The organism is Streptomyces sp. NPDC043996, from assembly GCF_056435225.1.
Window position 1 is genome coordinate 70,610 of record NZ_JBWKEY010000006.1, and the last position, 13,644, is coordinate 84,253.

Below are 13,644 nucleotides of genomic sequence, written 5' to 3' on the forward strand. Positions count from 1 at the left end.
CGACGCATTTGTCACATCGCGCTGAGTGGCAAGATCCGGAGGATGGACTACCAACGCTGCAGAGACATCCTCGCGAAAGTGCACGAGAACCCGCACGGGCTGCCTCGGCAGGTGCGGCAGGCGAACGTCGCCACACTGCTGGAGGCGCTGGGCCGTCCCGAGCGCGGACTGCGCGGGATGCTGGTGGTCGGGACCAACGGCAAGGGGTCGACCTGCGCGTTCGCGGTGTCGGCGGTGGCCGCGACCGGTGCCCGCGTGGGGAGCATGCCCAGCCCGCACTTGCAGGAGCCCAGGGAGCGCATCCGGATCGACGGGGTGCCCGTCACGCGCGCCGAGTACACCGCGGCGTTCGCCGAGGTGTGGCAGGCGATCGAGCGGCACGGCCTGCCCGTCCTGTCGCAGGGCATCTTCACGACCACCGCGGCCGTGCACTTCCGGCGGGCGGGCGTCGACCTGGCGGTGGCCGAGGCGAGCATCGGCGGGAGCAGGGCCGCGGCCGCGGAACTCGGCCTGGACGTCAAGGTCGTCACCGGCATCGGACTCGACCACACCCGGCTGCTCGGCGACTCCCTGGCCCAGATCGCCCAGGCCAAGGTCGCCGCCGCCCAGGACGGAGACCATGTGGTGCTCGGTCGGCTGGCCCCCGAAGCGGCCGCCAGCGCGGAGCGGGTCCTCAAGGAGCGGACGGGACTGTCCGTGTGGCGCATCGACCACGAGATCCACTACACCGCCCGTGCCGCCGGACGCGACGGCGGCCGCGGCCCGGTGACTCTGGTGGACGTCACCACTCCGCGCGCCGTGCACCGCAACCTGCCCTGCCCCCTGCCCGGCGCGCACCAGCACCACAACCTCGCGGTCGCCATCGCCGCGGTGGACGCGATGGCCGAACGCGGCCACATCCGCAAGGCGGACGGCGAACGGCTCCGCACCCGCCTCGCGGCCACCCGCTGGCCCGGCCGCCTCGAACTCGTACCCCACGCCCAGTTGGACGACTGGACGGGCCGCGTCCTCCTGGAAGGCGCCACCAATCCGCAAGGCGTCGCGACCGTCGCTCCGGAGATCCTCCGCCTCGCCCGCGCCGACGGCCGCTCGGCACCGCCTGTCCTCGTCTTCGCCGCCATGGACGACAAGGACGTCGACGGCATGCTCGCCCCGCTCCCCGCCACCTGGCCCTTGGTCCTCACGCGCACCGACTCGCACCAGGCGGCGAGCCCCACCACCTTGCACAGCCGACTCGCCCCCGGCCGCCAGGGGCCGTGCCTGACCGCCGAGGACGCCCCGTCGGCGCTGTGCCGGGCCGCCGAACTCGCCGGGCCCGGCGGCCTGATCGTCGTCTTCGGCTCGCTGCGCCTCATCGGCGAAACCCGCACCGCGCTCGCTCTGCCGCCCGCGTGAGGGGTCCACGGCACCCGAGGCCGACAGACGGCGGCTGCCCGTAAGCCCCTCGCCGCACGTATCGGTGAGATGACCGATGTGCGAGGCCCAGCGGCACAGACATAGTCCAGAGGAGATCGTTCGCGGGCGGCCCCAGGGGCGCCCGGTGTGTGAAAGGACCCCTCTGTGGACACGTATGCCGACCTGGTGTTCGTCAACGGCCAGGTGATCACGGTCGACGCCGAGTTCTCCCTCGCCTCGGCCCTGGCGGTGACCGGCCAGGTCATCAGCGCGGTGGGCGGGCGGGATGACGTCGCCCCGTTCATCGGCCCCGACACTCGCGTCATCGACCTGCGAGGGGCGAGCCTGCTGCCCGGGATCAACGATTCCCACCTGCACGGATGCGCCTTCGGCATGGCCACACCGCCGCTCTCCCTCGACCTCAGCCACCCCGCCGTGTCGTCCCTCGCGGAGGTCGCCGACGCCGTGCAGGAAGCCGTGGGGCGCACCCCGGCCGGACAGTGGATCACCGGACACGGCTGGGACCCCGGCTTCCTCAGCGAGTGCGTCACCGACCCCTCCCGCCAGCCCTCGCGCCACGACCTGGACGCCGTCAGCCCGGACCACCCCGTCGTCCTCTACTCCTTCTCCGGCCACGCCACCTGGACCAACTCCAAGGCCCTGGAACTCATCGGCATCGACCGCGACACCCCCGCCCCGCCCGGCGGCGCCATCGTCGCGGACGACACCGGTGAGCCGACCGGGCTGCTCCACGAAGGAGCCCAGGCGCTCATCCAGAACGCGCTGCCGCCGCTGAGCCGCCAGGAGCGCGCCAACGCCATCAGGTCGACCCTGGCGACCCTCGCCGAACTCGGCATCACCAGCTACACCGAGCCCGGACTCGGCCCTGGCGGCGACGGCATCATGCGCGGCGCACTCGGCGCGCAGACCCTGGAGGTCTACCGCGAGCTGCTGGCCGAGGACGCGCTGACCGCCCGCATCGGCGTGCTGCTCCTGCCCACGGGCATGGCCAGCACCGCCGAGGAGTTCGCCCGCGTCCTCAACGACCTCAGCGACACCGACGACAGCGGTGACACCGACCCGCGTCGCCTCGCCATCCACGGCGTCAAGATCTTCGCCGATGGCATCGTGCCCAACAAGACGTCCTGGATGCACGAGCCGTACACAGGCGGTGGCTGCGGCTCCCTGTGCGTGGGCGGCGAGAGCGACAGCGAGCGGATCGCCGAGATCGACGCCATGATCCGCCACACCCATGTCGCCGGGTACCAGCTGGGCGTCCACGTCACCGGCGACCGGGCCTGCGACACCGTCGCGGACGCCTTCGCCGCGGCCGCCGCCGAACACCCCCGCCCCGACGCCCGGCACTACATCATCCACGGCGACTTCCTGACCGCGCACAGCATGCGGGTCCTGGCCGCGCACGGCTTCGGCGCCAACATGAACCCCACCATCAAGTGGACCGTCGCCGACATGGAGGAGGACTTCGTCGGCGCCGAGCGAGCCGCGTACGCCTGGCCCTACCGCGATGCCGTCGATGCCGGGGTACGTGTCGCGAGCGGCTCCGACGCCCCGGTGACGCACCCCGACTGGCGTCAGGGGGTGGCGACCATGGTGCTGCGCGAGTCCAAGGCCGCCGGCCGCGTCAGCGGCCCCGAGCAGCGCATCAGTCTGGCGGAGGCCATCCGCACCTACACCATCGAGGCCGCCTGGCAGGACTTCGCCGACGACTGGAAGGGTTCCCTTGAGGTGGGCAAGGCCGCTGACCTGTGTGTCCTCAGCGGGGACCTCCTGAACGCCGACCCGCACGACATCCCCACGATGCCGGTCGCGATGACCGTGATGGACGGACGTGTCGTGCACGACACCCTGCGCGATTGACGTATCCCACCCAAATGATCATTCTGGGGGGATGGCGGCACGGCACAGCACAGCGGACATCCTGGAAGCGGCCGTCCACGTCCGCGCGGCCGCCCAGAGCGCCACGAGCGGCTCGGCGGGTCTCGACCCGGTCCTGACCGCGCTGTCACAGGTCATGGAGTACGACCACGCCTCCCTGACCCGCTGGGACCCGCGGCGCCAGCGCCACACCACGCTGGCCGGGACGTATCCGGGCGAGGCCACCGCCTACATCGAGGCCCACCTCCACCACGATCCGGTCTTCAGCGTGCTCCACAGCCCGACCCGCGGCGGGCTGTGGCTCGCCGATGTCCCTGAGCGGCTGCTGGCGTCGTCTCCGGGTTTCCAGGACGTACTGGCTCCCCTCGGCATCGAGGACGGCGTCGCCCAGTGCCTGTTCGCCACGGACGGCCGGTACGTGGGCATGCTGAACGTCAGTACGCGTCGGCCGCGGCGCGGGCCTGATCCGGCGCGCGCCGTGGTCACGCTGCTCACCGAGGCGCTGGCCGCGGCGGTCGACTCCGGCTCGGGCCCACCGCGGCCCCAGCGGCCCGGTGGTCTCTCTCCCCGGGAGCTGGAAGTCCTGGCCGAACTGGCCACGGGCCGCACCAACCGCGAGATCGCCGAGCGCCTGTACATCACGCCACGCACCGTAGGCACCCACATCGAGCACATCCTCGCCAAGCTCGACGTCCCCAACCGCGCGGCCGCCGCCGCCCGGGCCGCGGCCTGGGGGATCGGACCATCCCACTGAAGGCGACACAAGGACAGCCGAAGGCCCCCTCAGCTGTGAGGGGGCCTTCGCTTTTCCTGTCGGGTTATGCACCCCTCTTCTCGCGCATCGTCAATTCCGGGAACGAGGAATGGAAAAGGGGGTGCGAAGGGAGTAACTCGCCGCAAAGCGACAGGATTTGGGGTATGCTGTGGCTGAAGATGCGCAGGGTCGGCAAACTCGGGCCGTAAGAGAAGGAGGGCGCGCATGCCGGAACGAAATATCGACTTCGGGAAATACGGTGCCCGTGGCGTCAAAGGCCACGAAGCTGTCGCCCGCCAACTCGACGAACTCGCCGGTTTCATCGCCACCCCCATCACCGCCCGCCGCGGCCTGATGGCCCGCCTGCACTACCTCACCCGCACCGAACACGCCCGTGCCACCGCCCGTGAGGCGGGCCTTGCGGTCACCGACCGGACGTTCAAGGCGTGGCGGGAGGGCAAGCGGAGCCCGTCGAAGAAGAACCTCGAACGCATCGAAACGGCCTATCGCGCGGTGCGCCGCCGCAACGTGGCCCGCTATCTGCTCGCGCGCCTCAACCGCGAAGGCCGCGGCACCCGGGTGGAGTTCCACCCGTTGAACCAGTCCCACGTGGACCGCCCCCGCCAGCGAGCGGTCGAATTCCGGGCGCTCAACATCCGCCACTGGGACCGCATCGTCGCGGCCTGGTCCACGGGCGACGACCAGGCGCTGGACGAAGCCTGGGTCAATGACGCGGTGGTCGACCTCGGCTCGCAATGGGGCCAGTACGAGCACGTCACCAACATCGGCTTCGCCGCATAGCTCTTTGTGCGGGTTCGTGAGGGGTGCCGCCCGATCGGGCGGCACCCCTGGGCTATTCCCGGGCGGATCAGGCCGTGTCCCTGGGCGTCATTCCCGAATCGAGCTGCCTGAAATGAACGATGGTGACCACGTGCGCCACGGACGCGGTCGCGTCGAATGCGTACTCGGTCAGTGAGATTCCCAGCGTACTGCTGAGGGCATCGCCCAAAGGCTGGAGAAATCCCGGGCGGGCGCTTCCTCCATGGGGTCCGAGTGAGGGTCATACCCGGCACCGGCCCGGCTTGCCGTCGCCCTCGAGCGTGCCCGACCCGGTGCCAGCGCTCGACGTCGAATCGAGGAGCTGACACGGGGACGGGGCCGCTGGCGATCCGCACGTGATCTGCCGCAGCGCCCTGTCCGCCCGCCATGCGAGTGCTCTTCCCCGGCGGAAGCGGCACGGTCACAATGGACCGGCCGGTGTCGGCGGAACCGAGCCCTGGGAGGCCCCGTATGGCGTCGCAACCTGTGCCCCGGCCGAAGGCCGGCGCGGTCGGCCCGGTGGATCGGTCCGGGCCGCTTCCCGTTCCGGGGCGCGCCGCGCGGGTGGACGCTCCCGTGCACGATGCCGCGACGCTCGGCTTCGTCGACCGGCCCGGCCGCGAGTACTGGTGGCGTCAGCTGAGCGTGCCGGTCCGTGACCGGATGGTCGCCAGGGCCGGCCCGATCGTCGAGTGGTGGGCGTACTGCCACCGCACGGACAGCGAGCGACCGTACGCGGTGGTGTTCGGCGAGCGGGGCCTCGCCGTGGCCACACCGACCGTCAACGACCGGGGCGGGTCCGCGCAGTTGCTCACGGTCGTGCCGTTCGTACCGTCGTCGCTGCGGCACGCGGTGGTCGTGCGGAAGCCGACACGGCGGCGCTCCGACCGTCTCGCGTTGTCCGGCGACGGCGCGCGGCGGGGGCGCGTCGAGGAACTGCCGCTGTCGGCGCGCTTGCGCGGACTTCTCGGCAATCTGCCCGCGGAGGCGCAGGCGAGGATGCAGTCGCCGTTCGTCAACGGGGACGTGTTCGACCGGGGGGACCACTTCTACTTCGGGGACGACGACGAGCTGGACGTCTGGTGTTATCTGGCCGGACGCCGGTGGGTGACGTTCGTGTCCGGGCACGGCTCGGGTCTGTCGGGCCCCGCGCACCGCGCGTCGTGGCGGCTGATCTGCCGCCAGGCGGAGGTCGCGGCGCGATGACCTCGGCGGACGAACCGGACCTCTACGCGCTGCTCGGCGTCCCCGCCGATGCCACCAGAGCCGAGATCGTGCGCGCGTTCCGCCGTAGCGCACTGACCCACCACCCTGACCGCGGCGGCGACGCGCGGACCTTCCAAGACCTGCACCGGGCCTACGAGACACTGTCCGACCCGGTGCGCCGTACGGCGTACGACCGCCGCCGCGCGGTGCGGCCGCGCGCTGCGTCCAAGAACTCCGCCGAGCCGCCGCCCACCACGGCCGACACCTTCGCGTGGGCCTCTGGTGCCGGCCCGCGCGCGCGTGCCGACTCGGGCCCCCTCGGTGACCAGCGGTGGTACGCCGCTTCCTTCCCGGCGCACGACCCGAGCCGCTCGTGGCGGCGGGCCGACCGGTTCGCCTGGTGGGAACCCGTCGACGCGCCACGGCCCAAGCGGCGCCGTCGCTGACCCGCGGCCGTCACCGGCAGTCCGCCGCCCCGCCCCCGGACCCCTCACCGCGCACCGGCACCAGCAGTGCCTCTCCCGCTGTGAGGCCTGTTCTCTTGCCCATGCCGTTGAGTTCCCGCAGGTTCCCCACGGTGGTGCCGTACGCGCAGGCGACGCCGGACAGCGTGTCACCGGGGACGACGGCATGAGAGCGCACGAAGGGTTCGACCTTCGGGATCGGGATCACAGGGGGGATGCTCGGCACGGGTGGCGCGATGGGGAGGCTCGGCCCCGGCAGCACATCTCTGGTGTCGGGCCCTCCTGGGTACGACGGGTAGGTCGGCGTCGGCAGCCTGGGAACGTAGGGCGGAACGGAGGGCTGGGAGGGGCTGGAGCCGATCAGGGCCGCCACCCACACCACCCCTGTGGCGGCCAAGACGCCCAGGGTCATCTTGGCGACCTTGCGCTGCCGCGCGAGTTCTTCGACGACCAGGTTCGGCGCGCTCTCGGTACTCGGCCGAGCCGTGGTCCGTCCGGCCGATGCGGCCACGGTACGCGGGGACAGGACGACCGGCGCCTCGAGGTTCGCGCCGAGGCGCGTGAGTTCGCCGCGCAGGGCGGACACCGCCGAGCGGTCGCGTGCGGCTGCCGCGACGAGGCCGTCCAGGCGCCCGCGCGGGTCCTGGGGGCAGTGCAGGACGTAGCCCTGGGTCCAGCTGAGCACCCAGCGCGCGCGGCCCGCGCCCGCCAGCGCCTGCCCAGTCAGCGCGTACAGACCCTCGGTGAGCTGTTCCTCGGGTTCGGGCGCGTCGGTGAGGCGGCGTGTCAGCTCGGTGTGCTCACCGCGTTCCAGGAGGTCGAGAACGGTGGCGGGAGTGGGGCGCGGATGCATGAGGGTGTCGCATGCCGCGTCGAGCAGGAGGCTGGCGAGTTCGATGGCGAACGCCTCGGCGGCCAGGTCGGCCCATGTCGTCCAGGGCAGTGCCGTCGCCGAGCGCCCGGCTTCGCCGAGCAGCTCGCGCTGCACCTTGGGCACCCGTGACGGGTCGGTGACCAGGGGCCCCTCCTCGACGACCGTCGCGGAGGGGCTTGCGGGCCGCGCCTCGATCAGGGCGAGGCGTCGGGCCAGCGGTGGATGGGAGTCCAGCGGGGAGCGGCCCGCCTCGACCGGGTGTGCGCGCAGCTCGGCCATCCGCTCGCGCACCAGCGGGTCGCCCACCATGGCGGCGAACGCCGCGAACACGTCCTCGGGCACGAACCCGAGCCGCTGCACGGGCCGCAGATACCGGCTCTCGAACCCGGCCCAGGTGACGCCGAGCGCATGGACGGCGCGCAGCGCCTGGGCGGTCGCCTCCGGGCCGACCGCGGCGACCGCCTCCGCGTCCGCCTCCAGCTCCTGGCGTCGGCGCACCGCCAGCGACAGGCGCAGATAGACCCAGGCGTAGGCGCCGATCGCCGCGTGGAACAGCCAGGCGTAGCCGATCCCGGACCGCTCCGACCGTGCCGTCATCCGCAGCCGGAACAGGGTGGAGCGCAGCGACGCGGCTCCCCGGTAGCTGATCGCGCCGAACCGGGTGTGGCGGCCCGCGTAGTGGCCGAGTTCATGGCAGAGCACGGCCCGCAGCTCGATCGGCTTCAGCCACAGGAGCAACGGCACGCCCAGGTACATGGTCCGCTGCCCGACCGCGAAGCCGAGGAGCCGCGCCTCCTCCGACACCGACGCGTTGGCCTCCGGCGTCAGATAGATCCGGCTGGGCGGGCGGGTGCGCAACTGCCCGGCCAGCTCATCGACAAGGCGCCACAGGCCGGGCGCGTGGGCGCGGCGCAGGAGGACCGCGGCGGGCGGGGGCTCCTCTGTGCGGCTCACCGTGGCGATCCCGTACAGCAGGGCGGCGGCCGCTGGGATGCTGCTGCCCAGCACGAGCGCCCAGTTGCCGGCCCGCGAGGGGAATTCGACGAGGCCCCACAGCATGAACCCGACGAACGCCGTGTCGACCACCAGGAGAGTGAAGGTCGCGACGTAGAACCCGGCGAGCAGTCCCACGGCGAGCAGCCCTCGTATCCATCCCAGGGCGGTGGTCATCGTCTCTCCCCCAGCCTGCGGGCGAGTGCGGCCCGGGCCCGGCCGAGCCCCTCCGGGTCGGCCTCGACGGCCGCCCGCAGCCATGCCTCCGCGCCGCGCAGGGCCATGACGACGGGGTCGCGGCCGAGGCTGATCCCGCTCGCGTCCAGTCGCCTCGGACCAGCCTTGGGGCCGGACATGAAGGGGTCGCGCCGGTTCGTGTCGTCCGCGGCCATGTCCAGGGCCTCCTTGAGCGTCCCGCGCGCCTTGGACACGTTCGCGGCGACGCCGCCGCGTGTCATCCGCAGCGTCTTGGCGATCTCCTTCTGGGACCAGCCGTGCAGACAGAACAGCACCATGGTGACCCGCTGCCGCGGCGGCAGGGCGGCCAGCAGCCGCAGCACCTCACGGGCCTCCGCGCTCTGCTCGGGGCTCGCCTGGACCGGCACCGGCACATCCGGCAGCCGGTCCTGCCCGGTTCTGCGCCTGCGGTGCGTCTTCCACAGCCGCTGGACCGCGACGCGGTACACCCACGCCTCGGGCAGGTCGTACCCGGCGATGCGGTCCCAGGCCCGGTAAGCCTCCAGGAACGCCTCCTGGGTGACGTCCTCGGCGTCCTGACGGTTCCCGGACAGCATGATCACCTGCGCCAGGACGCGTGCGTACGCGTGCGAGAAGAACGCTTCGAAGTCCCTTTGCCGCACGGCCTGTTCCGCGCTCACCGGCGGTCCGCCCCGACTGGCTCGACCGCCGACGCCGACCGTGCGGTCAGCATGTCGCCATCGGCGCGCGTGACCTCGACCGTGCCGCCCGGCCCGGCCGCCCGCACGACCATCGCCAGCGCGTGCGCCCACGCACGCTCCCGCGCGGGCCGCGTCCACAGCGCCGCCAGCGCGTACACCAGCCTCGCACCTGCCAGCACCACGACCACCACCACAGGTTCGACAACCATTTCAGGGTCCCTCCACAGGATCACAGCAGCGACACCCTGATACAGCCGTTAACGCCCAACTGGTTTACCCAGGACCGGACTTCCCGGCCCTGGACGGCACGGCCGCGTCACTGGCCAGGCCTCGGCGAGCGGGGCGACGTCCGCGCGCGTGATGATCAGGAGACCGTGGCGGCCGGTGGGGTCCAGCGGCGGGTGCGGGGCACCGCGTGGGAGACGCCGTAGTCCTTCTTGAGCTGCTCGGGGATGGCGTAGTGCATGACGCGTCCACGGGTGAGGGAGGACAGCTCCAGGACGGTGGTGAGGTGGCCGAGGCGATCCAGCGCCCAGGCGCTGAGCGGCGAGCGGTCTTCGAGCGTCTCCAGGACGCCGAGGAGGTGGGGCACGGCCTTGACGACGGTGTCCCACGGGGTGTGCGGCACCTCCAGCCAGTCGGCGCAGGTGTCGCCGACGAGGTAGCGGATCAGGGCGGAGACGATCGGGTCGAAGAAGGTGCCGGGAACGACGTCCTCGTAGAGGTCGATGAGCTGGCGGGTCAGGCGCGCGCCGTCCTCGGAGGGCCCCATGTGCCGGATCATGTACAGGTCGAGGAACTGGCGCGCGTCGTCGAGGGTTTTGGGGACGGCGTCCTGGTCGACGCCGAGCATGGCGCCGACCACCCGCCAGGCGTAGTAGTAGGCTTCCGCGCCTTCCTGCGTCATGTGAATGCCCAGGCGGTGCAGGCTGTCCAGGACGAGCATCGAGAAGAACATCTGCCCGCCGATCATGTCCTCCTGACAGATCGGCACTCCCAGGGCGGCGGCGTCCCACTGGTTCTCGCGCGAGAGGTGGTGGCGGATGGAGGCGTGCAGGAGGCGGACCTTCTGGGCGGCGGGGATGAAGCGGCTCCCGGCCTCGAAGGCGTCGGGCTGCATCAGATAGACCGTGAACTGGCCCGTCTCCGCCATCCGCTTCGAGGGGTACTTGAGCCCATGGGTGGCCGAGAGCAGCTTCGCCACGTGCGGTACGACGTAGCAGGCGGGCATGGAGGCGAAGGACAGAGCGGTGGAGATGTGCACGTTGTTGTCGATGAAGAACAGCCGTGCCTTCTCCATCTCCGACCAGTCCACCCAGGACGGCGGGACACGGGTGGCCTCCAGGTACTCCCGTGCCACGTCGGGCAGCCCGTCGGGCAGGGGAGCGCCGACGGTGGAGACGTAGCGCATCAGGGTGTTGAACGTGCCCACCTGGCCGCGCTCGAACAGCGCGGCGACCGTGGCGTCGGCGAGTTCGTCACCGGCCTGTCGCAGGGCGTCCATCTGTGCCTCGGTGTAAGTCATGGCGGCGCTCCTTGTCTTCCGTGGGGTCGTCGGGGCCGGCGGGCCGGGCAGGCGCGGGCCCGCGCCTGCCCGGGAGTGGAGGGTCAGGACGGGCGGACCGCCGCCGACCGCGCCAGCGCGGCCAGGGCCGTGGCGGCGTGCGCGGGGACGTCCAGCGCGTGGAGGGCGTCGAGCGCCTCCCGTACCCGCGCGCTGATCATGTCCTCGATGCGGTCGGGCGCCTTCACCCGGCGCATCACCTCACGGACCGCGTTCATGGCGTCCGGGTCCAGGCGGCGTCGGCCCAGCAGGGAACGCAGCCGCTCGCGGTCGTCGGCCCCGGCCAGGCGCCAGGTCTCCGCCAGCAGGGCCGTGGGCCGGTGGCCGCGTACGTCGTCGGCGTTGGCCTTGCCCGTGCGGCGCGGGTCTCCGAACAGGCCGAGCAGATCGTCGCGCAGCTGGAACGCCTCGCCCAGCGGCAGTCCGTACGCGGAGTAGCCCTCGCGCAGGGGTACCCCGGCTCCGGCCAGGGCACCGCCGATCAACAGGGGCTGTTCGACGGTGTACTTGGCGGTCTTGTAGCGGATCACCTTGAGCGAGGCGGTGGTGTCCGGGCCGGCGCCGGTGCGCAGGATCTCCAGGCACTCGCCCGCGACCAGTTCCCTGGCCATCACCGCCCACAGCGGGCGGGCGCGGGCCAGGTAGGCGGCGGGCAGGCCGCTGGTGGCGAACAGCTGCCCGGCGAGCGCCATCAGCAGATCCCCCACCAGCATCGCGAGGGACCTGGCGGCCGCCTCGGACCGGGGGCGGCGGCGTACGGCGCCGCGCAGGGCGACATGGGCGGTGGGGCGGCCGTGCCGCAGCGGGCTGTCGTCGATGAGGTCGTCGTGCACCACCGCGGCGGCGTGCACCAGCTCCATCGACGCCGCCGCCCGCACCAGCGCGTCGCTGTCCGGCTGTCCGACCGTGCGCCAGCCCCAGTAGCAGAACGCCGCCCGCAGCCGTTTGCCGTCCATGACCGCGGCCTCCACCTGCTCGGCCACCGGCGCGAGGAGCGGATCGATCGCGGCGAACTGGTCGGCCTCCTGGGCGACGAACCGGCGCAGCACGTCGTCGGTACGGATCTTGAACGCGTCCAGCTCCCACCGGTCCCGCCGACCCCACCGGTCAGCGGTCATCGGCGGTCTTCCGAGCCAGCGCGTGCTGGGCCAGGACCTCCAGGTGGGCGGGCGGCACGACCGCGTACCGGTCCAGGAGCAGGCGCCCACGTGCCGTGAGGTCGTGCTCCGCCTGCGCCGCCAGGTCCGCCGCGTCCGAGCGGCGCAGCAGCCCCCGTACCGTCCCCAGGGCCGTACTCGCCGTGCTTACCGCCAGATCAGCCAGTCCGGCCGCCAGCAGTACCGCCTGCTCGTCCAGGCTTCCGCGCCGCCCTGTTTCTCGCGTCATGTCCGTCCCCACCCACCGCACGTCTGGTCGGCGCCGGTCACGCGCCGTCCGTTCGAGCATCGCGTCAGATCGGACACGAGAGCGGCAGAACTCACGATCGAGTGATCACATGGCTCTTCTGTACGAATCGCCGCGGCCGCCGTCCCACCGGCGCGGGGTCACGCGGGCGCGTGCCGTATGTGGAGATGGCCGTCGAGCGGGTAGGCGGGGGGAGCCGAGGGCAGGACCCGGTGGAAGGCGTAGGCGCTCTTCTCGGCGACGCGGCAGGACGCGAGGTTGTCCTCCTGGCGCAGAAGTTGGAGGTATTCCAGGCCATCGGCCTGGAAGGTGTCGAAGGCCCAGGCCGTGAGGGTGTCCAGGGCGCGTGAGGCCACGCTCCGGCCACGGGCCTGTGCCGCCGTCCAGTAGCCGACCTCGGCGGAAGGCTTGCCGGGGGCGACTTCCTTGAGCACCACGTTGCCCACCAGCCGCGGGGCTTCCGCGTCAGGGTCCCCTTCGAGGACGGCGAAGCCGAAGCGGTCACCGATGGCCCACCCGTGCTGTTGGTCCCGCACCCACCGCAGCCCCTCGTCCCGGCTGCCCATGGGAGAACTCGCCCAACGCCGCAGATCGGGGTCCTGGTGCGCCTCGATCAGGGCTGGTACGTCGTCCGCGCGCCAGGGGCGGAGGAGGAGAGCGGGCGCGGTCGGGGTCGCGGCGGCGTGGAGCGTGAGGGCAGCGGGTGCGTTCATTTCCTGATCATAGGGAACGGGTGGAAACGGGTGGAGTGGCCTGGCCAGGGCGACCTCGTACGTGGGTGGGTGCCCAACCTCGCCTCGCTGCCCGTCGCGCACGGCTCAGCCCCAGGTCCGCTCCGCCGGTTCCTTGATGGTGCGGTTGATCCGGTTGAAGAAGTTGGTCAGCGCGATCTCCAGGTTGATCGCGCCGATCTGCTCCTCGGTGAAATGCGCGTTGACCTCGTCCCAGATCTCGTCGGTGACGCCCTCCGCGCCGTCCTGCAGCCGGGTCGCGGCCTCGGCCAGCAGCAGTGCCGCACGCTCCGCGTCGGTGTAGAACGGCGCCTCGCGCCACGCCGCTACGTTGTGCAGCCGCTCGTCGGTGTCACCGGCCTTCTTCCCTCCGGCGACGCTGGCGTAGACGCACGCGGAGCAGCCGTTGATCTGGCTGGCGCGCAGGTGGACCAGCGCGAGCAGCTTCGGGTCGACGCCCCCGGCGGCGATCGCCTGCTGGAGGTGCTGGATCGCCGTCCATACGTCGGTGTTGTGCGAGCTCTTGTTCTTGAGGCGGTTTTCCATGTGAGAGTGCTCTCCCGCGTCGGGGTTGCGTTCATCGAGTTACGTTGCCGGGCTCGTGCCCGTCACCCCTATGACGGAGCGGCTTTGAGAGAGGTAACA

The 13,644-nt window shown here is 72.0% G+C and carries 14 protein-coding genes; 6 read left to right on the forward strand and 8 right to left on the reverse strand.

What is annotated here, in order from left to right; genetic code table 11:
* Window positions 1-78 precede the first annotated feature (78 nt).
* The 6 genes from AC07A4_RS17440 (at window position 79) to AC07A4_RS17465 (ending at window position 6,516) form a co-directional block, all read left to right on the forward strand.
* Window positions 79-1,395 carry a bifunctional folylpolyglutamate synthase/dihydrofolate synthase gene (locus AC07A4_RS17440; protein ID WP_478599081.1) on the forward strand — a complete coding sequence of 439 codons (1,317 nt, stop codon included), beginning with the start codon at window positions 79-81 and terminating at the stop codon, window positions 1,393-1,395.
* A 165-nt stretch (window positions 1,396-1,560) separates the two neighbouring features.
* Complete coding sequence (locus tag AC07A4_RS17445) at window positions 1,561-3,273, forward strand: amidohydrolase (RefSeq protein WP_478599084.1); 1,713 nt, start codon at window positions 1,561-1,563, stop codon at window positions 3,271-3,273.
* 31 nt (window positions 3,274-3,304) lie between these two features.
* A complete protein-coding gene (locus AC07A4_RS17450) occupies window positions 3,305-4,045 on the forward strand; it encodes a helix-turn-helix transcriptional regulator (RefSeq protein ID WP_478599086.1) in 741 nt (246 codons plus the stop codon).
* A gap of 225 nt (window positions 4,046-4,270) precedes the next feature.
* The gene (locus AC07A4_RS17455) at window positions 4,271-4,846 is read left to right on the forward strand and encodes a transcriptional regulator (protein WP_478599089.1); all 576 of its coding nucleotides are present in this window, start codon (window positions 4,271-4,273) and stop codon (window positions 4,844-4,846) included.
* A gap of 594 nt (window positions 4,847-5,440) precedes the next feature.
* The gene (locus AC07A4_RS17460; RefSeq protein WP_478599091.1) at window positions 5,441-6,070 is read left to right on the forward strand and encodes a hypothetical protein; all 630 of its coding nucleotides are present in this window, start codon (window positions 5,441-5,443) and stop codon (window positions 6,068-6,070) included.
* Entirely contained in the window at window positions 6,067-6,516 is a 450-nt protein-coding gene (locus tag AC07A4_RS17465; RefSeq protein ID WP_478599093.1) for a J domain-containing protein, read from the forward strand. Before AC07A4_RS17460 ends, AC07A4_RS17465 begins: the two co-directional genes overlap by 4 nt.
* Before the next feature lie 10 nt (window positions 6,517-6,526).
* Here AC07A4_RS17465 and AC07A4_RS17470 read toward each other — a convergent pair whose 3' ends face one another.
* The 8 genes from AC07A4_RS17470 to AC07A4_RS17505 form a co-directional block, all read right to left on the reverse strand.
* Window positions 6,527-8,578, reverse strand: coding sequence for a M48 family metalloprotease (locus tag AC07A4_RS17470; RefSeq protein ID WP_478599096.1), 2,052 nt, complete (start codon window positions 8,576-8,578; stop codon window positions 6,527-6,529).
* Window positions 8,575-9,279 carry an RNA polymerase sigma factor gene (locus AC07A4_RS17475; RefSeq protein ID WP_478599098.1) on the reverse strand — a complete coding sequence of 235 codons (705 nt, stop codon included), beginning with the start codon at window positions 9,277-9,279 and terminating at the stop codon, window positions 8,575-8,577. Before AC07A4_RS17475 ends, AC07A4_RS17470 begins: the two co-directional genes overlap by 4 nt.
* Window positions 9,276-9,509, reverse strand: a complete 234-nt coding sequence (locus AC07A4_RS17480) for a hypothetical protein (RefSeq protein WP_478599101.1) — start codon at window positions 9,507-9,509, stop codon at window positions 9,276-9,278. Before AC07A4_RS17480 ends, AC07A4_RS17475 begins: the two co-directional genes overlap by 4 nt.
* A gap of 155 nt (window positions 9,510-9,664) precedes the next feature.
* A complete protein-coding gene (locus tag AC07A4_RS17485) occupies window positions 9,665-10,825 on the reverse strand; it encodes an oxygenase MpaB family protein (RefSeq protein ID WP_478599103.1) in 1,161 nt (386 codons plus the stop codon).
* An 83-nt stretch (window positions 10,826-10,908) separates the two neighbouring features.
* The gene (locus AC07A4_RS17490; protein ID WP_478599105.1) at window positions 10,909-11,982 is read right to left on the reverse strand and encodes a polyprenyl synthetase family protein; all 1,074 of its coding nucleotides are present in this window, start codon (window positions 11,980-11,982) and stop codon (window positions 10,909-10,911) included.
* The gene (locus AC07A4_RS17495) at window positions 11,972-12,250 is read right to left on the reverse strand and encodes a polyprenyl synthetase (RefSeq protein WP_478599108.1); all 279 of its coding nucleotides are present in this window, start codon (window positions 12,248-12,250) and stop codon (window positions 11,972-11,974) included. The genes AC07A4_RS17490 and AC07A4_RS17495 overlap by 11 nt, the downstream gene beginning before the upstream one ends.
* Before the next feature lie 158 nt (window positions 12,251-12,408).
* On the reverse strand, window positions 12,409-12,981 hold the full coding sequence (locus AC07A4_RS17500) for a GNAT family N-acetyltransferase (protein WP_478599110.1): 573 nt from the start codon (window positions 12,979-12,981) through the stop codon (window positions 12,409-12,411).
* Between the two features lie 105 nt (window positions 12,982-13,086).
* Window positions 13,087-13,545 carry a carboxymuconolactone decarboxylase family protein gene (locus tag AC07A4_RS17505; protein WP_478599112.1) on the reverse strand — a complete coding sequence of 153 codons (459 nt, stop codon included), beginning with the start codon at window positions 13,543-13,545 and terminating at the stop codon, window positions 13,087-13,089.
* Window positions 13,546-13,644: the final 99 nt, after the last annotated feature.

Excerpts from the sequence above, each read along its gene's own strand:
- AC07A4_RS17500 (WP_478599110.1), bottom strand. The coding sequence starts at position 12,981 with ATGAACGCACCCGCTGCCCTCACGCTCCACGCCGCCGCGACCCCGACC.
- AC07A4_RS17485 (WP_478599103.1), bottom strand. The coding sequence starts at position 10,825 with ATGACTTACACCGAGGCACAGATGGACGCCCTGCGACAGGCCGGTGAC.
- AC07A4_RS17455 (WP_478599089.1), top strand. The coding sequence starts at position 4,271 with ATGCCGGAACGAAATATCGACTTCGGGAAATACGGTGCCCGTGGCGTC.
- AC07A4_RS17495 (WP_478599108.1), bottom strand. The coding sequence starts at position 12,250 with ATGACGCGAGAAACAGGGCGGCGCGGAAGCCTGGACGAGCAGGCGGTA.
- AC07A4_RS17470 (WP_478599096.1), bottom strand. The coding sequence starts at position 8,578 with ATGACCACCGCCCTGGGATGGATACGAGGGCTGCTCGCCGTGGGACTG.
- AC07A4_RS17450 (WP_478599086.1), top strand. The coding sequence starts at position 3,305 with ATGGCGGCACGGCACAGCACAGCGGACATCCTGGAAGCGGCCGTCCAC.
- AC07A4_RS17490 (WP_478599105.1), bottom strand. The coding sequence starts at position 11,982 with ATGACCGCTGACCGGTGGGGTCGGCGGGACCGGTGGGAGCTGGACGCG.
- AC07A4_RS17465 (WP_478599093.1), top strand. The coding sequence starts at position 6,067 with ATGACCTCGGCGGACGAACCGGACCTCTACGCGCTGCTCGGCGTCCCC.
- AC07A4_RS17505 (WP_478599112.1), bottom strand. The coding sequence starts at position 13,545 with ATGGAAAACCGCCTCAAGAACAAGAGCTCGCACAACACCGACGTATGG.
- AC07A4_RS17480 (WP_478599101.1), bottom strand. The coding sequence starts at position 9,509 with ATGGTTGTCGAACCTGTGGTGGTGGTCGTGGTGCTGGCAGGTGCGAGG.